Origin of the sequence: Mycobacterium sp. 360MFTsu5.1, from assembly GCF_000383495.1 — a bacterium.
Classification (GTDB): domain Bacteria; phylum Actinomycetota; class Actinomycetes; order Mycobacteriales; family Mycobacteriaceae; genus Mycobacterium; species Mycobacterium mucogenicum_B.
On sequence record NZ_KB911467.1, the window covers coordinates 207,429 to 227,972 of the forward strand.

The following is a 20,544-nucleotide window of genomic DNA, read 5'->3' on the forward strand; positions in this document are numbered from 1 at the left end:
CTCAGACCGCGGCGGCCCGCAGGCCTTCATCCAGTTCTTCACGGACGTGTCGCTCGACAAGAAGAGGCACGAAATCCCGCACCGTGCACGATGCGAAGCCTTCGTGTGCGCGCCGAACCGCGGTGGCGATCTGCGCGGGATCAAGTGACGGATAGCGCGCCGCCAGGCGTGCCACGACTTCGCCAACCGCTCGCTCTTCGCTGAACTCGCGCATCGACACATTCTCGCGCAGCGCTCCCCACGCGCGGCCGAAACGAGGTAACAGAGTCCGGTCACCGACCGGCGGTGACCTCGTCGTAGAAGATGCCCAGCCGGTCGATTCGCCACAGCTGCCCGTACACCACGAGGACGGCGCCGAACACCGTCGGCCAGATGAGCAGTGCCACGAGTCCCCAGATCAGCAGCGCGGCCCCGCCCACCGCGCCGACGACCCAAATTCTTTGGACGACAGCGAAACCCGCCGGCATGCACGACCGGTCCTGCATCCACAGCCGCTCGCCGTAGATGCCGCGGGAGGACCAGGCGACCGGCTTGTCGACGGGCGCGAACGCATGCGGGTTCCACCACAGCCACAGGACGACGACGCCGACGGGCACGAGGGCCCACCCGCCGATCCAGACGCGGCTCCAGATCGCCAGCAGCATCAGCGGGATGGCCGCGAATCGCGTCCAAACGCTCCACGGGTTGGCGTGGCGCCGCCAGGCCTCGTCGCTCATGCCGGCAGCGCGCGCGTACTTGTCCAATAGCTTCACCGCAGCATTCCCCTCGCCAGTGTTCGGATGGTCGCCTCGAGCACGTCGTCGTATCCGGCGCCGAACCGGTCGCGGTTCATCACCACCAGACCGACGGTCCGTATGACGCCCAGAAGGGCCTCCGGCGCGATGTCGTCGACCAGGACGCCGTCGCGCTGGCCGGCCGCGAGGTAGTCGAGCACCGGGCTGACGATCTGCGGCATGACGCGCGCGAGCTGCTCGGGCCCGACGCGGCGGGTGACCGCCGTCAGCTCGTCGCCATGGCTCAGCAGCCTCCGATAGAACGGATCGTCGACGAGCACGTCGGTGATGGCATGCATGAGGTGAACGAGGTTCTCCTCATCGACGGGCCGACCCAGTGCCTCGGCAAGCCGAGCTCCCACCAGAGGCGCCCGCCGCAGCATCACCTCGAGATAGAGCGACTCCTTCGAGTCGAAGAACGCATAGAAGCTGCCCTTGGCGATCCCCGCCGGCCGGACGAGTTCGTCCAACGACGTCTTCTTGAGGCCCTGCGTGCCGAACAACCGCTCGGCCGCATCGACCAATGTGCGCGCTATGCGGTCCTTCTCATCAGAAGTGAACGCCACTGCCATAGCTATGACTCCTTTGGTCAGATAGTCATAGCGTACGGGTTTGCGACTCGCGCCGCCAGGGCATCCCACCACTGCTCGACGCCCGAAGGCGCCGGCACAGTGAACGTCGGCGGATTTGCCTCAGCCGGTGCGTAACGATTTACTGTCGCACTTCGATGAACTAGCTCAGGATGGTGCTGCCAATAGCCACCGCGCGATGTTGACGGTTCAGCTAGCTAATTCATCGCAAGTACCTACGCAGCCTCGCGCACCGGTCGGCGGGCCGCCCACTCTATTGACGTAACGAAACAGTCATCGGCGCAGTTCAAATAGCTTGCCAACCAGATGCAGGTGATCGGCCGGGAGAATCCGTCGAGTGCCACACCAGCCCCATCAGGCAACAGGCGGGCCAACTCGTACTTTCAGTCAGCAAATCCAAATCTGTTACATGGATATTTCCGCAAAGTTCGCTCAATTGGTTGCACAACGCCCGAATGTGGACTACAAATGTTTGCTGTAAGCGAGTTTCGCTCCAGGAGGGACACCAATCATGGCTAACATCACCACTCGCATCGCAGGATCGATCGCTCTCGCTGGAGGCGCCGCCATCGTCGCGCTCGCCGGCGCCGGCGCCGCTTCGGCCGCCCCGACCCCGCCGCCCCCGAACCCGATCCAGCAGATCGGCCAGTTCGGCACCCAGCTGAACCACGCCATCGGCACGTTCGGCACCCAGAACGAGCAGGCCCTCGGCCAGGCCGGCACCTACTACAACCAGGCCGCAGGCACCGCCGGCACCTACTACGAGCAGGGCGCAGGCCAGCTCGGCACCTTCGCCACCCAGCAGCTCGTCGGCTTGGTGGGCGGCGTCTTCGCACCGCAGCACTGATCTCACGCGAGACATTTCAGGGCGTGGGCCGCAACGGCCCACGCCCTGCGCTGTTTTCTCCACCACTCAGCGCCCCACACACATTGCTAGAAGAGCTAAACTTTGTCGTCATGAGCTCAAAAACGTCGATCGCCGCTGCCGCGGCACTGGCCGTGGTGAGCTGGGGCGCATCGACGGCGGTTGCCGTGGCCGACCCCACGCCCGCTTCCCCGGGACCCGCGGCTCCCGCCGGAGGCCCCAAGACCAGCATCGACGGTGACGGGCTGTTCATCGTGGGCAAGGACATCGCGCCCGGCACCTACGCCACCGCCGGACCGGTCGGCGACAAGCGCTGCTACTGGCGGCGGATGAACAACGTGGACCCGCACGCCAAGAACAACGTCATCGACAGCGCCATGACCGCCAAGCCCCAGGTCGTGCTCATCGACGAGACCGACAAGGCGTTCAAGACCAGTGGCTGCCAGCCGTGGCACGTCACCGACGCGGCGCCGGACTCCACCGGACCGGGCCCCAACATTTCCCCGCAGGCCCGCGCGGCGATCGCGATTCTCGGCACCCTCGGCGGAGGCGGCGGCGCTCCCGCCCCGGCCCCCGCACCCGCACCGGCGCCGCCCGCACCTCCAGCTACGCCGTAGTAGTGCATCCTTAGCGGCATGGACGTCGACGCGCTGCTGCAATCGATCCCGCCGGTCGCGGTGTATCTCGTGGTCGGGTTCGTGATCGGGCTCGAAAGTCTGGGCATCCCCCTGCCGGGCGAGATCATCCTGGTCACGGCCGCCGTCATGTCGTCCCGGCACACGCTGGACATCGACCCGGTGGGCGTCGGGCTGTCCGCCGCGGCCGGCGCCATCATCGGCGACTCGATCGGCTACAGCATCGGCCGCCGGTTCGGCATGTCCCTGTTCGAACGCCTGGGCCGCCGGTTCCCCAAACACTTCGGGCCGGGCCACGTCGCACTCGCCCGCCGGCTCTTCAGCCGCTGGGGCGTCTGGGCCGTGTTCTTCGGCCGCTTCGTCGCACTGCTGCGCATCTTCGCCGGGCCGCTGGCCGGGGCGCTCAAGATGCACTACACGCGCTTCCTGGCCGCCAACGCGGCCGGCGGCATCGTGTGGGCCTGCGGCACCACAGCCGTCGTCTACTACCTGGGCGTCGCCGCCGAGAAGTGGTTGGCCCGGTTCTCCTGGGTGGCGTTGCTGGTCGGTGGCCTGCTCGCCCTGACGGTGACGATCGTGCTGAAAGAGCGCACCGCCAAGGCGATCGAGGAACTGGAAACCGAACACGACTGGGACACCCTGCGGCAGTCATAGCATCGTCAACTTGCGGTTGACGATTCCCCTTCGTCAACCTACGGTTGACGCATGGCTACGTCTGCTGAATCCGCACACACCTCCACCCCCAATCCGATTGCCGGCACCATCCGCCTCGACGACCTCATCGAGGCGATCAAGAAGGTCCACACCGAACCGCTCGACCAACTCACCGACGCGATGCTCGCCGCCGAGCATCTCGGCGACATCGCCGACCATCTCATCGGCCACTTCGTCGACCAGGCCCGCCGCTCGGGGGCGTCGTGGACCGACATCGGCACCAGCATGGGCGTCACCAAGCAGGCCGCCCAGAAACGTTTCGTCCCCAAGGAACCCCGGCTCGACACCATGGATCCCAAGGACGGGTTCAGCCGCTTCACGCCGCGCGCCCGCACCGCCGTCGTGGAAGCCCAGCAGGCCGCGCACACCTCGCGCAGCACCGAGATCACGCCCGACCATCTGTTGCTCGGACTGCTGACCGACCCCGGATCACTGGCCATGGTCCTGCTGAGCAATCAGGGCGTCACCGCCGACCAGATCCGCGCGGCCGCCGCCGTTCCCGTCGGCACCGCCGAACCCAAGGCCCTGATCCCGTTCGACGGCGCCGCCAAGAAGGTCCTGGAACTGACGTTCCGCGAGGCACTTCGGCTGGGGCACAACTACATCGGAACCGAGCACATCCTGCTGGCTCTGCTCGAATCCGAGGACGCCGACGGACCCTTGCACCGCCTCGGCGTCGACAAGGGCCGCCTCGAAACCGAACTCGAGAAGATGCTCACCGACTTCGTCGCCGCCCAGCAGCAGGCCACAGACCAGTCGGAGCAAGCATGAGTGTCCACTGACAGGGACAAATCGACCCACTGACCTCGACCAAGTGGCGAGATCTAGTCCATTCCGGCGAGGCCATGAGGGCGGTGTGCCATCATGCGAGGCAGTCATTACGGAGAGGACGCGATGAGCACGGGCGTGAACGGCAACAGGACCTACCGCTGGTTGGCGGGCTTGCTCGGTGCGTTGACCCTGCTGGCCGCCGCCCTGGCGCCGTCGGCAGCGGCCGAAACGAGCATCGGCGACGTCGGCCAGCCCCTTCGCGTCAACTACAAGGGCCTCGTTGCGGACATCACCGTCCACAATGTGCTGCCCTCGGACGAACCGCCGGGCTGGACGTGGAACGGCACGCCGCGGTGGCGCAATCAGGGTGGCCCGTGGAAGTCCGATGTCACGGTCCACGTGATCTCGACACCCAACCCGTACTGGATGGCCTCCAACGTCACCTTCACCGGCGTTACTCCCTTCGCCGACGCCTACGCGTCCAAGCACACCGACGACCCCAACGCGCTGGAGCTCAAGCTGCTGAACGCACCCGCCGGGTCCACCGTCGATGTCGTCGTCTACTGGGACGTCTACCGCGGGCTGGTCAGCAACGTGGTCATGCTCAACCCGGCCACCGGCACGCACCTCGCACAGTGGAACCTCTGGCAGCCGGGCACACCGATCCCCTGAGTCGCTGTCGAACCGACATAAACTGCCCCTGTCCCGTGCGGACTGGGGCAGTTTTGTGTTTCCGGACAAGGAGATTCCGATGACGGTGCAGGTGCGGCAGGCGCAAGCCGAGGACCTCGGCGAACTCGCCGACGTAGCCGCCGCGACGTTCCCGCTGGCATGCCCGCCGTCGTCGTCGCCGGAGAACATCGCGGCGTTCATCGCCGCCAATCTGTCCGCCGACCGCTTCGGCGACTACCTGCGCGATCCCGATCGTGCCGTGTTCGTCGCGCACGACGACGCGCGAATCCTGGGCTACACCATGCTCATTCGCGGTGTGGCCGACGACGCCGATGTGCAGCGCGCCGTACCGGAACGGCCGGCCGTCGAACTGTCCAAGTGCTACGTGCTGCCCGACGTCCACGGCGGCAAGGTCGCCGCAGTGCTCATGGACGCCTCGGTCGCCTTCGCCCGCGAGCTCGGCGCCCGCTGCGTGTGGCTGGGCGTCAATCAGGAAAACGAACGCGCCCAACGCTTTTACCGCAAGCACGGGTTCGAGGTCACCGGGACCAAGACGTTTCAGCTCGGCGCCCGAACCGAGAGCGACTATGTACTGGTGCGGCCGCTGTAGACCTCAGGCGTGCAGCTGGGTGCCCTCGTGGGTCAGCGCGAGCAGGCGCGACGTGGCACGCAGGTATTTCTTGCGGAAGCCGCCGGCCAGCATCTCGTCGCTGAAGACGGTGTTCATCTTCTCCCCCGACGCCACGACGGGAATGCCCGCGTCGTAGAGCCGGTCGATCAGGGACACCAGCCGCAGCGCGACCGACTGGTCGTACACCACGTGCACGCCGGTGATGAAAACCTGCTGCACACCTTCGATCAACGCGTGATAGCGCGAGGGGTGCATGGTCGCCAGGTGCGCGCACAGCGCGTCGAACTCGTCGAGCGTGGCGTCGTCGACGCCGACGGCCCACGACCGGACCTGCTCGTCCGACGGCGGCACCGGGGCCGACGGCAGCGCGCGCTGCCGGTAGTCGGGGCCCTCGACCCGGACGGTGGTGAAAATGCTCGACAGCGTGTTGATCTCGCGCAGGAAGTCCTGGGCGGCGAAGCGGCCCTCACCCAGCTGTTCCGGCAGCGTGTTCGACGTCGCGGCGATCGACACGCCGCGCTCCACGAGCGCCGAGAGCAGCCGGGAGATCAGCGTGGTGTTGCCGGGATCGTCGAGCTCGAACTCGTCGATGCAGACCACCACGTAATCGGACAGCAGCTCGATGCACTCGGTGAAGCCGAAGACACCGGCCAGCTGCGTCAGCTCACCGAACGTGGCGAACGCGGCCGGGCCGGCGTTCGCGCCGGCCAGGGTGTAGTACGTCGACGCCAGGAGGTGGGTCTTGCCGACGCCGAAGCCGCCGTCGAGGTACATGCCGACCCCGGGCAGTGCTTCGCGCTTGCCGAACAGCTTCTTCTTTCCGGCCCGCTGGCGGATCGCGTCCTCGCAGAACTTGCGGGCCGAGACGACCGCCGCAGCCTGCGACGGCTCATTGGGATCCGGCCGGTAGGAGTCGAAGCTGACCTCGGCGAATGTGGGCGGCGGAACCAGCTCGGCGATCAGTCTCTCCGGCGTGACGGTCGGGTGACGATCGGTCAGGTGCGCGACTTCGCTGGCCCCAGGCATGAAGGCACCATAGCGGCGTGCTGGAATGATTCACGTGTCCGATCCCGACGCTGCGACGCAGCTCACAGAGCTCAGCGCGGTCGGTGCTGTCTTCCGGACCGACTCCGCCACCAACGATGAATCCCTGCTGACTCCCCTCTACTCCTACCCCGACCAGCTGGACCGGCCGTGGGTGCGCGCCAACATGATCACCAGCCTGGACGGCGGAGCCACCGACGACGGCAGTTCCGGTGGCCTCGCCGGTCCCGGGGACCGGGCGTTGTTCGGTCTCATGCGCCAGCACGCCGACGTCATCCTGGTCGGTGCGGCCACGGTCCGCATCGAGAACTACTCCGGGGCCCAGATGTCCGCCGCTCAGCGGCAGGCCCGCCAGCTGCGCGGCCAGGCCGAAGTGCCGCCGATCGCGGTGATCACGCACAGCGCCGACATCCCGCACGACGCCAAACTGTTCACCCGCACCGAGGTGCCGCCGCTGATCCTCACCAGCCGCGACAGCATCGACGACACCTGCCAGCGGTTCACCGGGCTCGCCGAGGTCATCGACGCCTCCGGCACCGCACCCGACCGCGTCGACCCGCACGTCGTCCTGCGCGTCTTCGCCGAACGCGGGCTGATGCGGGTGCTGACCGAAGGCGGCCCGTCACTGCTGAACATGCTGATCGAGGACGACCTGATCGACGAGATGTGCGTGACCATCGCACCGATCCTCGTCGGCGGGCAGGCCCGGCGGATCGCCTCGGGCCCCGGCGAGGCACACACCCGGCTGCGCCGCAGCCACGTGCTCACCGACACCGCGGGCTACCTGTACACGCGCTACGTCCGCTGACGGATCCGGACCACGGGCATCGCTACTGTGGTGGCCATGCGTCGCCGCCTGCTGCTCCCGGCCCTGAGCCTGTCGACCGTGGTGCTGTCGACGGTCGTGGCGGGCTGCGCTCCGCTGCTGGCCGCCAACCCCCGGTACGTCACCGACTCCGGTGCCCGCCCGCAGGGCGCGGCGACCACGTCCAAGGCACCCGAAGGCCCGCCGCCGATCGCCGTGCCGAAGAAGGATCTGACGTGGCGTGAATGCACGTCGCGGGTGTTCGGCGACGCCACGGTGCCCGCCGTGCCGGGGGTCATCCTCGAGTGCTCCGACTACGACGCCGATCTCGACTCCCTGGGCGGCTCCTCCGGGACCGTCAGCATCGGTGTGGTGCGGGCCCGCCTGGCCACGACCCCGGCCGACGCCGGACCGATCGTCATGACCACCGGATCGGACATCCCGACATCGCACCAACTGCCGGTGTGGCTGCAGCGCGGCGGCGTCGACCTGTTGAAGACGCGCCCGGTCGTCGCCGTCGACCGCCGCGGCATGGGCATGTCCGGGCCGCTGAGCTGCGTCTCGAGCAATGACCGCCAGGACCTGCTGGACCAGGCCCAGTTCCTGTCCGGCGACGACCAGGTGGCCAACCTGGCGAAGGTCGCCACCTCGGCCACCACCGACTGCACCGACAGCATCGCGCCGGGCGAGTCGGCCTACGACAACGCGCACTCGGCCGAGGACCTGGAACGCCTGCGCAGCACGTGGGACGTGCCCGCGCTGGCCGTTCTCGGCATCGGCAACGGCGCCCAGATCGCGCTCGCCTACGCGGCGTCACACCCCACAAAGGTCGCCCGGCTGGTGCTGGACTCCCCCTTGCCCCTGGGCATCTCGGCGGAAGCCACGGCCGAGCAGCGCGTCAAGGGCCAGCAGGCGGCGCTCGACGCATTCGCCGCGCAGTGCGTCGCCAACAACTGCCCGCTGGGCCCGGACCCCAAGGGCGCCATCGACGGCATGCTGGCCGAGGCCCGCGCCGGACGAGGCGCCGGCGGCGCCTCGACGGCCGGTCTCGTCGAGTCGATCACCACGGCGCTGGGCTACCCGCGCGGCGACGGGCTGGCCAACACCCTGTCCCTCGCCGGCGCACTGGCCGCGGCCCGCGGCGGCGACCCGACCGCGCTCAACGCGCTGAGCGCGACCGCCGAGGCGACGCGCCAGACCGACGGACAGTTCGTCAACCGGTGCGACGACTCCGTCAACCGCCCCACACCGGACCGCGTCCGCGAACTGCTGGTGGCCTGGCCCAAGAAGTACCCGCAGTTCGGCGCCGTCGGGGCGCTGAGCCTGGCGCCGTGCCTGAGCTGGCCCAGCAGTCCCGCACCCGCGGCCCCCAAGGAACTGAAGGTGCCGATCCTGTTGCTGGGCACCCACAACGACGCGATCGTGGGCGGCGACGGCGTCGCCGCCGTGGCGGCCATGGCGATCAACGCGGGCAACAACAGCCGTCGCGTGATGTGGCAGGGCACCGGCCACGGCACCCTCGTCTACACGCCGTGCGCCCTGCCCCCGGTGCAGGGCTACCTGACCTCCGGCAAGCTGCCGGACACCGACACGTTCTGCCCGGCCTAGACGAGGCGTCCATCGCCCCGTTATAGGGTTCGGTGGTGACGCGCCCTCTATCGCTCCTGAGCGTCTTCGGTCCCCGCACCGGCCCGCAGAGCACCGCGGATATCGTTCGCAATGCACTGTGGCCCATCGCGATCGTGTCGATCATCCACCGCAGCTATGTGCTGACCACCAACGGTTACATCACCGACGACTTCGGTCCGGTGTACCGCGCGGTGTCGAACTTCCGGCGGCACTGGGCCATCTACAACGAGCACTTCAACTACGTCGACCCGCACTACCTGTACCCGCCCGGTGGCACCCTGCTGCTGTCGCCGTTCGGGTTCCTGCCGGAGTTCGCGTCGCGGTTCTGGTTCGTCGCGATCAACTCGGTGGCGATCATCATCGCCGCCTGCCTTCTGGTACGGCTGTTCAAGTTCTCGCTGACGTCGGTGGCGTTGCCCGCACTCCTGCTCGCCATGTACTGCACCGAATCGGTCACCAACACTTTGGTTTTCACCAACGTGAACGGCTGCATCCTGCTGGCCGAGGTGCTGTTCTTCACCTGGCTGCTGGACGGCAAGAAGAACCACGAGTGGCTGGCCGGCGCCGCCATTGGCCTGACCCTCGTGCTCAAGCCGCTGCTCGGCGTCCTGCTCCTGCTGCCGCTGCTCAACCGCCAGTGGCGCGCCCTGGTCGCCGCGTTCGCGGTACCTCTCGTCTTCAACGCCGTGGCCTGGCCGCTGTCGGCCGACCCCATGGGCTTCGTCCGCAACACCGTGCCGTACATCTTCCAGACGCGCGACTACTTCAACAGCTCGGTGCTCGGCAACGGGATCTACTACGGCCTGCCGATGTGGCTGATCATGCTGCTGCGCGTCGCCTTCGTGGTGCTGGCCGCGGCCAGCCTGTGGCTGCTGTACCGCTACTACCGCGAGCGCGACCAGCTGTTCTGGATGCTCACGTCCTCGGGTGTCCTGCTGATCACGTCGTGGCTGGTGCTGTCCCTGGCGCAGGGCTACTACTCGATGATGCTGTTCCCGTTCCTGATGACGGTGGTGCTGCCGCGGTCGACGATCCGCAGCTGGCCGGCCTGGCTCGCGGTGTACGGCTTCCTCACCATGGACCGCTGGCTGATGTGGCGCTGGCCGACGACCGGCCGCTTCCTCGAGTACATCAAGATCACCTACGGCTGGTCGCTGATGCTCGTCGTGGTGTTCTGCGTCCTGTACTTCCGCTACCTCGACGCCAAGAAGGACGGACGGCTGGACCAGGGCATCGACCCGTTGTGGTTGTCCAAGCCCCAGCCCGCTCCCACGGGTAGCGTGAGCGCATGACTCGCAGCGAGGAGCCGAAGGCGGATCGCACATTGACACCGCCGCCTCCCAAAGTGGAACTCACCGACTCCCAGTGGCGAGAGAAGCTGAGTCCCGCCGAGTTCCACGTACTGCGTGAAGCCGGCACGGAACGCCCGTTCGTCGGCGAATACACCGACACCAAGACCGAGGGCGTCTACCAGTGCCGGGCCTGCGGCGCCGAGCTGTTCCGCAGCACCGAGAAATTCGACTCCCATTGCGGCTGGCCGTCGTTCTTCGACCCGGCCGACTCGGACGCGGTGATCCTGCGGTCCGACAACAGCCTCGGCATGCGACGCGTCGAGGTGCTGTGCGCCAACTGCCACAGCCACCTCGGACACGTCTTCGAGGGCGAGGGCTACCCCACGCCGACCGACCAGCGCTACTGCATCAACTCGATCTCGCTTCGCCTGGTTCCGGCCGAGAGCTGAGACGTGGTCGCGCAGCCCACCGACGCACAATTGCGGCGGTGGCGGCAGCACCTGGCCAATGAACGTGCCGAAGCCGCCGTCTACCGCGATCTGGCGCAGCGCCGCCAGGGCGCCGAACGCGACATCCTGCTCGAACTCGCCGTTGCCGAAGGCCGGCACGAGAAGCACTGGCTGACGCTGCTCGGCGATCAGGTCGGCAAGCCGCATCGACCCGACCTGCGGACCCGGGCCCTCGGGTTTCTCGCCCGCCACCTCGGCTCGGTGTTCACCCTCGCGCTGGCGCAACGGGCCGAAGCACGCTCGGAGTACGAGACCGACGTCGACGCCACGCCGACCATGGCCGCCGACGAGCGCATCCACATGGAAGTTGTTCGCGCCCTTGCCAGTAGAGGCCGCGACCAGCTGTCGGGCAGCTTCCGTGCCGCGGTGTTCGGCGCCAACGACGGGCTCGTCAGCAATCTGGCACTGGTCCTGGGCATCGGTGCCACCGGGGTGTCGAGCGCGACGATCCTGGCCACCGGACTCGCGGGGCTGATCGCCGGGGCCCTGTCGATGGGGGCGGGCGAGTACGTCTCGGTCAACTCCCAACTCGAACTGCTCGAGGCGTCGACGCCCAGCGCCACGGCGGGCACCGCCGTGCGGGCCCTCGACGTCGACGCCAACGAACTGGAGCTGGTGTACCGGGCCCGCGGGATGAGCCCCGAGGACGCGGCCGTCCGCGCCGCCGACGTGTTCGCGAGCCTACGGGCAGGCGCGCTGGCAGACTCGCCGCTGGGCGAGGTGTCGACCGAGCACCACGAAGCCGTCGGCACCGGTTTGCGTGCCGCGGTGTCCAGCTTCCTGTTCTTCGCGTCCGGCGCGCTGATCCCCGTGCTGCCCTATCTGTTCGGGCTCACCGGCATCACCGCCGTCGTCGTCTCGGCCGTCCTCGTCGGGTTGGCACTGCTGTCCACGGGCATGGTCGTCGGCCTGCTCTCCGGCGGGCCACCGCTGCGACGGGCGTTGCGCCAGTTGATGATCGGCTACGGCGCGGCCGCGGTGACCTATGTGCTGGGCCTGCTGTTCGGGACCGCGGTCGGCTGATGAAGCAGTCCGTGCAGGAACGCCGCGACGCCGGCCGCGCCGCCCGCGCCCGGCTGCCGAGAGCGGCGCTGGCCGACGTCCACATCACCGCCGACCGCCCCGACCCGATGGCGCTGCTGCAGTCGCAGGCCACCTCCCGGATCGCCGAACTCGTCCCGATCAGATACGGCCGGATGCTGACCTCGGCACTGGCCTTCTATCGCGGTGCGGCCCTGATCATGGCGGCCGATCTGGCGGCCGGCCCGCACACCGGGCTGACCGCGCAACTGTGCGGTGACGCCCACCTGTGCAACTTCGGCCTGTTCGGCTCACCCGAACGCAATCTCGTGTTCGATGTCAACGACTTCGACGAAACCCTGCCCGGCCCGTGGGAATGGGACGTGAAGCGGTTGGTGGCGAGCCTGGCAATCGCCGGTCGGGACAACGGCTTTCGCGCCGACGATCGCGCGGAGGTGGTCCGCAGCTGCGTCAGCGGCTACCGCACCCGCATGCAGGAGCTGGCCGGTATGGGCGAGCTCGAGGCCTGGTACACACAGACGACCGTGGACGCCGAGCTGCAGAACAGCGTCGACACCAAATTCGCCCGCGAGATCCAGCAGACCGCGGCCAAGGCCCGCGCACATGACAGTCTCCAGGCCGTCGCGAAACTGACCGAAACGGTCGACGGACAGAGCCGGCTCATCAGCCGGCCGCCGTTGGTGGTCCCCATCGAGGAACTGGTCGGCGCTGACCGGGCCCGGCAATACGAACAGCAGATGACGCCGTTCATGGAGCGCTACCGCGACAGCCTGGAAGACAGCCGGCGCGCCCTCATCGAGCGCTTCGACTACGTGACCATGGCGCGCAAGGTGGTCGGCGTCGGCAGTGTCGGTCTGCGGGCCTGGATCGTGCTGCTGACCGGGCGCGACAGCGACGATCCGCTGTTGCTGCAGATGAAGGAGGCCCAGCCCTCCGTCTTGGAACGCTTCCTCGGCGCCAGCCCGTATCCGAATGCCGCTCAACGGGTTTCGGTCGGACAGCGACTGATGCAGGCCAGCAGCGACATCCTGCTCGGGTGGCTGCACGCCGTCGGGCCGGACGGCTACGAGGCCGACTACTACGTCCGTCAACTCCACGACTGGAAGGGTGCGGTGTCGGTGCAGACGTCGAACCCGAAGCTGCTGGCCGACTACGGTCAAGCCTGCGCCCACGCACTGGCCCGGGCCCACTCCCGCACCGGCGATCGCATCGCGATCGCCGCCTACCTCGGCAGCAGCGACGCCGCCGATACGGCACTGACCCGCTTCGCCGAGGCGTACGCCGACCAGAACGAGCGCGACTACGCGGCGTTGCGCGAAGCCGTCGACGCCGGACGGATCACCGCAGAGTCCGATCTCTGACTCGTTGTCAGAAACTTGTGGTGCAATCCTGATTCCATGACCGGCCAACAGAACGAGCACGGCCACCTGCATGCCCGTCGGCTCCTGGAGAACAACGTCCTCCATCACCCGGCGGTCATCCAGGAGGCCGTCAAGCGCAACCAGAATCTGCAACTACGCGTGGCGGATGCCATCACCGCCTTCGCAGGATCGATGAGCTTCGTCTACATCCACGCCGTGCTCTTCGCGGCATGGATGCTGTTCTTCGAACGCACCCCGTGGCCCACGCTGACGCTGGTGGTGTCGCTGGAGGCCATCTTCCTGTCGACCTTCGTGATGATCGGTCAGAACCGGCAGTCCGAGTTCCAGCAGGCCAAGGCCGATCACGACTTCCAGACTCAGGAAGTCGAACTCAAGACCAACACGCAGCTGACCCGTGAAATCCACGTCCTTACAACGGAATTGCACCGCCGAATCATGGCGGCCGACGACGGCAAGGCCGGCGGCCCCAGCTAGACGCCGGGGCTACGGCAGGTTGGCGACCAGCTGCTCGATGCCGACCCGCGGGCCGGTGAAGAACGGCGTCTCCTCACGGACGTGGCGGCGCGCGTCTGTGTAGCGCAGCTTCCACATCAGCTCGACGATGCGGGCCAGGTCCGGACCCTCGAAGGCGAGAATCCATTCGTAGTCGCCCAGCGCGAAGGCCGGCACAGTGTTGGCGCGGACATCGGGGTACTCGCGGCCACCCATGCCGTGCTCGACGAGCATGCGGCGACGGTCGTCGTCGGGCAGCAGGTACCAGTCCAGCGACCGCACGAACGGGTAGACGCAGATGTAGTCGCCCGGGTCCTCGCCCGCGATGAACGCCGGCAGGTGGCTCTTGTTGAACTCGGCCGGACGGTGCAGCGCGACGGCGCTCCACACCGGCTCGGTGGCGGCGCCGAGCGCGGTGCGACGGAAGCCGGTGTAGGTGGCCTGCAGGTCCTCGACGCGCTCGGCGTGGGTCCACATCATGAAGTCGGCGTCGGCCCGGAAGCCCGCCACGTCATACAGCCCGCGGACGACGACGCCCGCGTCTTCGCGCTTCTTGAGGTACGCGGCAGTCTCGGCTGCGATGCCGGCCCGCGACTTCTCGTCCGCCGGCAGCTCGTCCGGCTGCACGGCGAATACCGAGATCATCATGTACCGGGTCACCGCGTTGAGGGCGTCGTAATCGAGCTTGGCCATGCGTCTATCGTGCCCTATCGCGGAAGGCCGCCACCGACCACCTCCATGGCCGCCCGGGTTCCCGACGCCACGCACGCCGGCACCCCGATGCCGTCCAGATATCCACCCGCGACGGCCAGTCCCGTGGGCAGCCCGGCGCGCAGCTCATCGACGAGTTCGAGGTGCCCCGGACCGTACTGCGGCATGGCGTCGATCCAGCGCTGCACCAGGTAGTCCACCGGCTCGGCGGTGATCCCGAACAGCGCCCGCAGGTCCTCCAGCGACCATGCCAGCAGCCGGTCGTCGCCGACGTTGCGGGCCAGATCGTCACCGAACCGGCCGTACGACAACCGCAGCAGTTCGACGTTGCCGCCGCGTCCCCACTTGCGCGATGTGAGGGTTATCGCCTTGGAGTGCAGCGCTTCTCCCGCGGCCATCAGAACGCCGGACTGCTGCGGCAGCGGTGTGCCGCCGGGCAGCGCGAGGGCAACGACTGCCGCGGACGCGATGGGGATCAACCGCGCCATGGCCGCACTGCCCGGCGCGATGTTCTCGAGCAGCTTGGCCACGCGCGGCGCCGGCAGCGCCAGCACCACGGCGTCGGCCGACCAGTACTTGCTCTCGTCGTCACGCAGTTGCCAGGCCCGGCCCACCGAATCCAGTGCCTCGATACCGACCTGCGCCCACTGGGCGCCGGTCCGCCGGACCAGTTCGTCGAGGAGGACGGCGTACCCGCCGTCGACCGCACCGAACACCGAGGCGCTCGTGGGTGGCGCCGCGGCCAGCACCGAGGCCACCGCGGCCGTCAGACTCGGCGCGCCGCGATCGAGCGCAGCGGCCAGCGCGGGCACCGCACTGCGGATGCCGATGGTCTTGGCCGAGCCGGCATAGACGCCGGCCAGCAGCGGGTCGACCGACCGGGTCACCACCTGGGCGCCGAACCGGTCACCGACCAACTGTGCGACGGTCGGGTCGGCATCCAGCTGCCAGTTGAGGGGTCGGTTCGGCTCGCTCGCGATCTGCGCCAGTGTCGCGTCGTCGACCAGGCCGCGCAGGTTCGCGCCCGGCCCGGGGATGCCCTGCATGGTGCCCTCGGGCATCGGGTGCAACCGGCCGCCGCTGTAGATCAGCGGGCGGACGCCGGTGGTGCCGATCTGCCGCAGGCCCAGCTCTTTCAGCAGCGACGTGACCTCGGGCCGGCGGGCCACGAAGGCCTCGGCGCCGACGTCCAGGGACTGACCGGCGAGCCGTTCGGTGCGCAGGACACCACCCAGCCGGTCGGCCGGATCGAAGATCGTGATGCGTGCCGCAGGGTCGGCCTGGCGCAACCGGTAGGCCGCGACCAGACCCGAAATGCCACCGCCGACAACGCAATACGTCTTGCTCATCTACAGACTCACAGCGAGTGGGCCAGCGCCACCGCTTCGGTGACCACACCGGGATCGGTCGACGGCAATACACCGTGGCCGAGGTTGAAGATGTGCCCGGCGGCACCGGCCTCGACGGCCCGGCGACCGTCCGCGACAACCTGGCGGACGGCGTCGTCGACCACGCGCCAGCCGGCCAGCAGCACGACCGGATCGAGGTTGCCCTGCAGTGCCTTGCCCGGACCGACCCGGTGCGCGGCGTCGACGAGGTTGGTGCGCCAGTCGACACCGACGACCGTCGCGCCGGCCTCGCCCATGGCACCGAGCAACTCGGCGGTGCCGACGCCGAAGTGCGTCATCGGGACGCCGTGGTCTTTCAGGGCGGCGAAGATGCGGGAGCTGTGCGGCAGCACGTAGTCCCGGTAGTCGGCGAGTGACAGGGTGCCGGCCCAGGAGTCGAACAGCTGGATCGCGTCGACGCCGGCGGCCAGCTGGGCGCTCAGGAACGCGATGGTGAGGTCGGTCAGCTTCTCCATCAGGTCATGCCACGTCGCCGACTCGCCGAGCATCATGGCCTTGGTCTTCTCGTGGTTGCGGCTCGGGCCGCCCTCCACGAGATAGGAAGCGAGCGTGAACGGCGCGCCGGCGAAACCGATCAGCGGCACGTCGCCCAGTTCCCTGGTGAGCAGGCCGATGGCCTCTGCCACCGGCGCCACCTGATGCGGTTCGAGCGGCTTGATGCCCTCGACGTCATCCGGGGTCCGGATCGGGTGGGCGATCACGGGCCCGACGTCCGGCACGATGTCCAGATCGATCCCGGCGGCCTTGAGCGGCACCACGATGTCCGAGAACAAGATGGCGGCGTCGACGCCGTGCCGGCGCACCGGCTGCATGGTGATCTCGCAGACCAGCTCGGGGTTGAAACACGCCGAGAGCATGGTGTGGGTGGCGCGCAGGGCGCGGTACTCGGGCAGGGACCGGCCGGCCTGCCGCATCATCCACACCGGGGTCCGGTCCGGGGTGCGGCCGTTGGCGGCAGCCAGATAGGGCGATTGCGGCAGTTCACGACGGGTGCTCATCACCGCTAATGCTGCCATGTCCGCATCGGCCGCTTATACCCTGTCGCGCGGCCAAATATCGGGCTATCGGCGCGCCTGCTTACGCGACCGGCCAGATCGGGCTAGCGTCCCAGAATGTGACCTCCGCCGAGCCGGCCCAATTCCGCACTGCTGTTGCGGCAATGAACGCCGCTACCGTGCGCCCGGAGATCGAACTCGGCCCGATCCGTCCGCCCCAGCGGCTGGCTCCCTTCAGCTACGCGCTGGGCGCAGAGGTGCGTCATCCCGACGCCTCCGTGGTCCCGGAAAGCTCGGAGGGCGACGCCTTCGGACGTCTGATCCTGCTGCACGATCCCGAAGGTGCTGAAGCCTGGGACGGCACCATGCGTCTCGTCGCCTACATCCAGGCTGATCTGGACTCCACCGAGGCCGTCGACCCACTGCTGCCCGAGGTGGCGTGGAGCTGGCTGGTCGATGCGCTCGAGTCGCACGCCGACGGCGTCACCGCCCTGGGCGGCACGGTCACCGCGACGACGTCGGTGCGGTACGGCGACATCTCCGGCCCGCCGCGTGCCCACCAGCTGGAGCTGCGGGCGTCGTGGACCGCGACGTCGCTCGAACTGGGACCGCATGTGCAGGCGTTCTGTGAGGTGCTCGAGCACGCCGCCGGACTGCCGCCTGCGGGCGTGACCGATCTGGGTTCGCGCACGCGCGCGTGACCGCATGACTGACGCTGATCCGGTCGAGACGTCTGACGACGATCCCGACGTCACCCCCCTGCTGGCACCCGCCGACGGCGTGCCTGCCGTCGCCGTCTATGCGAGCGACATCGCCCGCGCCGGCGAGCTCCTGGCGTCCGGGCACGGCGCCTTCGCGATCGATGCCGAGCGGGCGTCGGGCTTCCGCTATTCCAACCGCGCGTACCTGATCCAGATTCGCCGCGCGGGTGCCGGTTCGGTCTTGATCGACCCCGTCAGCCACGGCATCGACCCGCTGAAGGCGCTGGCGCCGGTGGCCGAGGTCGTGAATTCCGACGAGTGGATTCTGCACGCGGCCGACCAGGATCTGCCGTGCCTGGCCGAACTGGGCATGAGGCCGCCGTCGCTGTACGACACCGAACTGGGCGGACGGCTCGCCGGCTACGACCGGGTGAACCTCGCCGCCATGGTGCAGCGGTTGTTGGGGCTGGGGCTGAAGAAGGGCCACGGCGCCGCCGACTGGTCCAAGCGACCGCTGCCCGCGGACTGGCTGAACTACGCGGCGCTGGACGTCGAGGTGCTCCTGGAGTTGCGTGCCGCCGTGGCCGCGGAACTCGAGTCGCAAGGCAAAACCGAATGGGCCGCACAGGAATTCGAGTACATGCGGACCGTCGAACCCACCCCGACCCGGCGCGACCGCTGGCGGCGGACCTCGGGTATCCACAAGGTCCGCAACGGCCAGGCGCTGGCCGCGGTGCGCGAGCTGTGGCAGACGCGCGACCTGATCGCACAGCGGCGGGACATCGCGCCCGGCCGCATCCTGCCCGACTCGGCGATCATCGCGGCGGCCGTCGCCAATCCGGACACCATCGAAAAGCTCACGGCGCTACCGATTTTCGGCGGCTCGCGGCAGAAGCGCAGCGCGCAGGTGTGGCTCGACGCGCTGACCCGGGCCCGGGCGGCCGATCCCCCGGCGTCCGAACCGAACAACGGGCTGCCGCCACCGGCACGGTGGTCGCGCCGCAAGCCCGAGGCGTTCGAACGGCTGGAAAAGTGCCGCGCTGGGCTTTCCGAACTGTCCGAACGGGTTTCGGTACCGACAGAGAATCTGCTGACGCCCGAGACCGTGCGGCGACTGTGCTGGGACTGGCAGCCGGTTCCCGACGTCGCCGCTGCGGTCGACGAATTCCTCGCCGCGGCGGGCGCCCGGCCCTGGCAGCGGGAGCTGTGCGGCCCGGTGTTGGCCGCTGCTTTGGGTTGACCCTGTAACGAGGGCGCGAAAGTTCGAGTGTGTTGCGCCACTGGCGCAGGCTCAACACCGATCCGGCTCGGCACAACGTTGACCCTGATGCCAGGGCTCAACAGTGCGAGTAGCGGTGTGCGTTGGCGCAGGCTGAGCGGTCACGGACTCCCGATCGCCGGGACGGTGTCATGCGGATGGGCGTCCTGGTAACCGGGGCAGGCGGTCTGGATTTTGAACGTATGCCACCCCGACTCACCCTGATTCGGCGGCATGCGCCCGCTGACGGTGTAGGTGTCGTCGACCTTGATACCGGTGATCTCCTGCGGGTCGGCGACGAATCCCGTCGCGTCGCCGTCCCGCAGTCCGACCTTCTGGACGACGATGCGGCCCACCTGCGTGAGCTGAATCCGCACCAGCTGTCCCGACTTGCCCTGCGCCAGGATGACCAGGCCTCCCCCGGTCGGCTGCCGGGTACAGACGACCGTGCCGGTGTTGATGGTGTGCGGTTCCCCGTCGAAGACGATCGAGGTGACGGTCGGCGTCCCGGACTCGCACGCACCGATCAACAGGACAGCCAGCACCGCCACCAGATCCGGGCGGTGGACGCGCATGTCGCAAGTGAACCAGTTGCCGCCACGTTCCGCGCGCAAAAGCGTGCAGGGGTCAGCGGGCGCCGAACGGCCGCCAAAGCAGCGGCGTGACGAACTCCAGGAAGTGCTCGAGCACGGCCTCGGGCGCTTCGATCTGCGGCCAGTGCGCGATGTCGTCGGCCAGCATCACGACGTCCGGGTTCGGGATGACCTCGCGGTACCTCGCGGCCATGTGGGCGCCGGAGTTCGGATCGGACGGGCCGTCGATCAGTCGCATGGGGATCGTCGTCTCACGCATTGCGCGTACCCAGCGGTTGCGGTGGGTGTAGCGGTCGTTGATGAAGCGGCCGACCTGGTGCATGACCTTCTTGCCGTCGTTGTAGTCGAGGATCTCGTGGAACTTGTCCATCAGTTCCTTCGACGGTTTGGTGTTGACGCCGAACATCTCGTTGATGGTCGGGTCGGCCAGCCGCCGCGACAACGGCGTGCCCTGCAGCGGGCTGATGATGTCGCCCAACGGAGTTCGCGACAACGCCTTCTGCAGCAGCCGCGGGGTGTACGACTCGACGAACAGCCCGCCGTTGAGCCAGGTGATCGACTCGATGTTCAGCTTGCCGTACGACTGATCGCCGAACCGGTTGCGGGCCAGCAGTTCCTGGCACACCGAGTCGCCGATGTCGTGGGCCAGGATATGGGCGGTCTGCACGCCGAGGTGGTCCAGCAGCGCCTCGTGCATATCGGCGTGGTCGTGCACCGAGTACTGGTACGCCGACGGCTTCGCGGAGAAACCCATGCCGATCATGTCCGGCGCGATCACGGTGAACTTCTCGATGAGCGTCGGCCAGATCAGTGACCAGTCCCAAGAATTGAACGGGTAGCCGTGGATGAGCAACAGCACCGGTCCGCTGCCGAGCTCAAGGCCGTCCTGGCGGTAGAAGATGTCGAATCCGAGGTAGTCGAAATACTGGCCGGCGGACTTCCAGGCTTCGAGTTCGTCGTGCATGGGTTGAGCGTAGGCCGCGGACAGTCTGACGTCGCCGCACCGCGTCAGCCAGGCATGTTGGCGCGCCG

Annotated in this window: 24 protein-coding genes; 15 read left to right on the forward strand and 9 right to left on the reverse strand. The window is 68.2% G+C overall.

Annotated elements, in window-relative coordinates; all coding sequences use genetic code 11:
* Nucleotide 1: 1 nt before the first annotated feature.
* From H289_RS0115905 to H289_RS0115915, 3 genes are read right to left on the reverse strand one after another with little or no spacing between them, the layout of a single operon-like run.
* Nucleotides 2-214, reverse strand: coding sequence for a three-helix bundle dimerization domain-containing protein (locus H289_RS0115905; RefSeq protein ID WP_020101795.1), 213 nt, complete (start codon nt 212-214; stop codon nt 2-4).
* A gap of 58 nt (nt 215-272) precedes the next feature.
* Entirely contained in the window at nt 273-752 is a 480-nt protein-coding gene (locus tag H289_RS0115910) for a DUF6653 family protein (protein ID WP_020101796.1), read from the reverse strand.
* Nucleotides 749-1,345 carry a TetR/AcrR family transcriptional regulator gene (locus tag H289_RS0115915; protein ID WP_020101797.1) on the reverse strand — a complete coding sequence of 199 codons (597 nt, stop codon included), beginning with the start codon at nt 1,343-1,345 and terminating at the stop codon, nt 749-751. Before H289_RS0115915 ends, H289_RS0115910 begins: the two co-directional genes overlap by 4 nt.
* 529 nt (nt 1,346-1,874) lie before the next feature.
* Between H289_RS0115915 and H289_RS0115920 the strand changes: the two genes are divergently transcribed.
* From H289_RS0115920 to H289_RS0115945, 6 genes are all read left to right on the forward strand, one after another.
* Complete coding sequence (locus H289_RS0115920; protein ID WP_020101798.1) at nt 1,875-2,210, forward strand: hypothetical protein; 336 nt, start codon at nt 1,875-1,877, stop codon at nt 2,208-2,210.
* Nucleotides 2,211-2,320: 110 nt separating this feature from the next.
* Complete coding sequence (locus H289_RS30630; protein WP_020101799.1) at nt 2,321-2,845, forward strand: Rv1352/Rv1906c domain-containing protein; 525 nt, start codon at nt 2,321-2,323, stop codon at nt 2,843-2,845.
* A gap of 18 nt (nt 2,846-2,863) precedes the next feature.
* The gene (locus H289_RS0115930) at nt 2,864-3,517 is read left to right on the forward strand and encodes a DedA family protein (protein WP_020101800.1); all 654 of its coding nucleotides are present in this window, start codon (nt 2,864-2,866) and stop codon (nt 3,515-3,517) included.
* 51 nt (nt 3,518-3,568) lie between these two features.
* Nucleotides 3,569-4,348, forward strand: a complete 780-nt coding sequence (locus H289_RS30635) for a Clp protease N-terminal domain-containing protein (protein ID WP_020101801.1) — start codon at nt 3,569-3,571, stop codon at nt 4,346-4,348.
* 123 nt (nt 4,349-4,471) lie between these two features.
* Nucleotides 4,472-5,020, forward strand: coding sequence for a hypothetical protein (locus tag H289_RS0115940; protein WP_020101802.1), 549 nt, complete (start codon nt 4,472-4,474; stop codon nt 5,018-5,020).
* A gap of 79 nt (nt 5,021-5,099) precedes the next feature.
* Nucleotides 5,100-5,630: a GNAT family N-acetyltransferase gene (locus H289_RS0115945; protein ID WP_029105309.1), complete on the forward strand. Its 531-nt coding sequence runs from the start codon at nt 5,100-5,102 to the stop codon at nt 5,628-5,630.
* A gap of 3 nt (nt 5,631-5,633) precedes the next feature.
* On the opposite strand, the gene zapE is transcribed toward H289_RS0115945, so the two are convergent.
* On the reverse strand, nt 5,634-6,677 hold the full coding sequence (gene zapE / locus H289_RS0115950) for a cell division protein ZapE (protein ID WP_020101804.1): 1,044 nt from the start codon (nt 6,675-6,677) through the stop codon (nt 5,634-5,636).
* 25 nt (nt 6,678-6,702) lie between these two features.
* Between zapE and H289_RS0115955 the strand changes: the two genes are divergently transcribed.
* From H289_RS0115955 to H289_RS0115985, 7 genes are read left to right on the forward strand one after another with little or no spacing between them, the layout of a single operon-like run.
* Nucleotides 6,703-7,503 carry a pyrimidine reductase family protein gene (locus H289_RS0115955; RefSeq protein WP_020101805.1) on the forward strand — a complete coding sequence of 267 codons (801 nt, stop codon included), beginning with the start codon at nt 6,703-6,705 and terminating at the stop codon, nt 7,501-7,503.
* 36 nt (nt 7,504-7,539) lie between these two features.
* On the forward strand, nt 7,540-9,108 hold the full coding sequence (locus H289_RS0115960; protein WP_196810042.1) for an alpha/beta fold hydrolase: 1,569 nt from the start codon (nt 7,540-7,542) through the stop codon (nt 9,106-9,108).
* Between the two features lie 35 nt (nt 9,109-9,143).
* Complete coding sequence (gene aftC, locus H289_RS0115965; RefSeq protein ID WP_020101807.1) at nt 9,144-10,421, forward strand: arabinofuranan 3-O-arabinosyltransferase; 1,278 nt, start codon at nt 9,144-9,146, stop codon at nt 10,419-10,421.
* On the forward strand, nt 10,418-10,870 hold the full coding sequence (msrB, locus tag H289_RS0115970) for a peptide-methionine (R)-S-oxide reductase MsrB (protein WP_051128507.1): 453 nt from the start codon (nt 10,418-10,420) through the stop codon (nt 10,868-10,870). Before aftC ends, msrB begins: the two co-directional genes overlap by 4 nt.
* 3 nt (nt 10,871-10,873) lie before the next feature.
* Nucleotides 10,874-11,953 (forward strand): VIT1/CCC1 transporter family protein, encoded by a 1,080-nt coding sequence (locus H289_RS0115975; RefSeq protein WP_020101809.1) that lies wholly within the window; start codon nt 10,874-10,876, stop codon nt 11,951-11,953.
* The gene (locus H289_RS0115980) at nt 11,953-13,332 is read left to right on the forward strand and encodes a DUF2252 domain-containing protein (protein WP_020101810.1); all 1,380 of its coding nucleotides are present in this window, start codon (nt 11,953-11,955) and stop codon (nt 13,330-13,332) included. The genes H289_RS0115975 and H289_RS0115980 overlap by 1 nt, the downstream gene beginning before the upstream one ends.
* 36 nt (nt 13,333-13,368) lie before the next feature.
* Nucleotides 13,369-13,827, forward strand: a complete 459-nt coding sequence (locus tag H289_RS0115985; RefSeq protein ID WP_020101811.1) for a DUF1003 domain-containing protein — start codon at nt 13,369-13,371, stop codon at nt 13,825-13,827.
* A gap of 9 nt (nt 13,828-13,836) precedes the next feature.
* Here H289_RS0115985 and hemQ read toward each other — a convergent pair whose 3' ends face one another.
* Genes hemQ through hemE form a run of 3 tightly spaced genes read right to left on the reverse strand, consistent with a single transcriptional unit; the run spans nt 13,837 to nt 16,963 of the window.
* Nucleotides 13,837-14,538: a hydrogen peroxide-dependent heme synthase gene (gene hemQ / locus H289_RS0115990; protein WP_020101812.1), complete on the reverse strand. Its 702-nt coding sequence runs from the start codon at nt 14,536-14,538 to the stop codon at nt 13,837-13,839.
* 14 nt (nt 14,539-14,552) lie between these two features.
* Nucleotides 14,553-15,905: a protoporphyrinogen oxidase gene (locus tag H289_RS0115995; RefSeq protein WP_020101813.1), complete on the reverse strand. Its 1,353-nt coding sequence runs from the start codon at nt 15,903-15,905 to the stop codon at nt 14,553-14,555.
* Between the two features lie 8 nt (nt 15,906-15,913).
* Nucleotides 15,914-16,963: a uroporphyrinogen decarboxylase gene (gene hemE / locus H289_RS0116000; protein ID WP_020101814.1), complete on the reverse strand. Its 1,050-nt coding sequence runs from the start codon at nt 16,961-16,963 to the stop codon at nt 15,914-15,916.
* 161 nt (nt 16,964-17,124) lie between these two features.
* Here hemE and H289_RS0116005 point away from each other — a divergent pair, with 161 nt between their 5' ends.
* Nucleotides 17,125-17,661 (forward strand): DUF3000 domain-containing protein, encoded by a 537-nt coding sequence (locus tag H289_RS0116005; RefSeq protein ID WP_020101815.1) that lies wholly within the window; start codon nt 17,125-17,127, stop codon nt 17,659-17,661.
* A 4-nt stretch (nt 17,662-17,665) separates the two neighbouring features.
* Nucleotides 17,666-18,901, forward strand: a complete 1,236-nt coding sequence (locus H289_RS0116010) for an HRDC domain-containing protein (protein ID WP_020101816.1) — start codon at nt 17,666-17,668, stop codon at nt 18,899-18,901.
* Between the two features lie 140 nt (nt 18,902-19,041).
* Here H289_RS0116010 and H289_RS0116015 read toward each other — a convergent pair whose 3' ends face one another.
* A complete protein-coding gene (locus H289_RS0116015) occupies nt 19,042-19,494 on the reverse strand; it encodes a lipoprotein LpqH (RefSeq protein ID WP_155944149.1) in 453 nt (150 codons plus the stop codon).
* A gap of 52 nt (nt 19,495-19,546) precedes the next feature.
* A complete protein-coding gene (locus H289_RS0116020; protein ID WP_020101818.1) occupies nt 19,547-20,476 on the reverse strand; it encodes an alpha/beta fold hydrolase in 930 nt (309 codons plus the stop codon).
* Between the last annotated feature and the right edge of the window lie 68 nt (nt 20,477-20,544).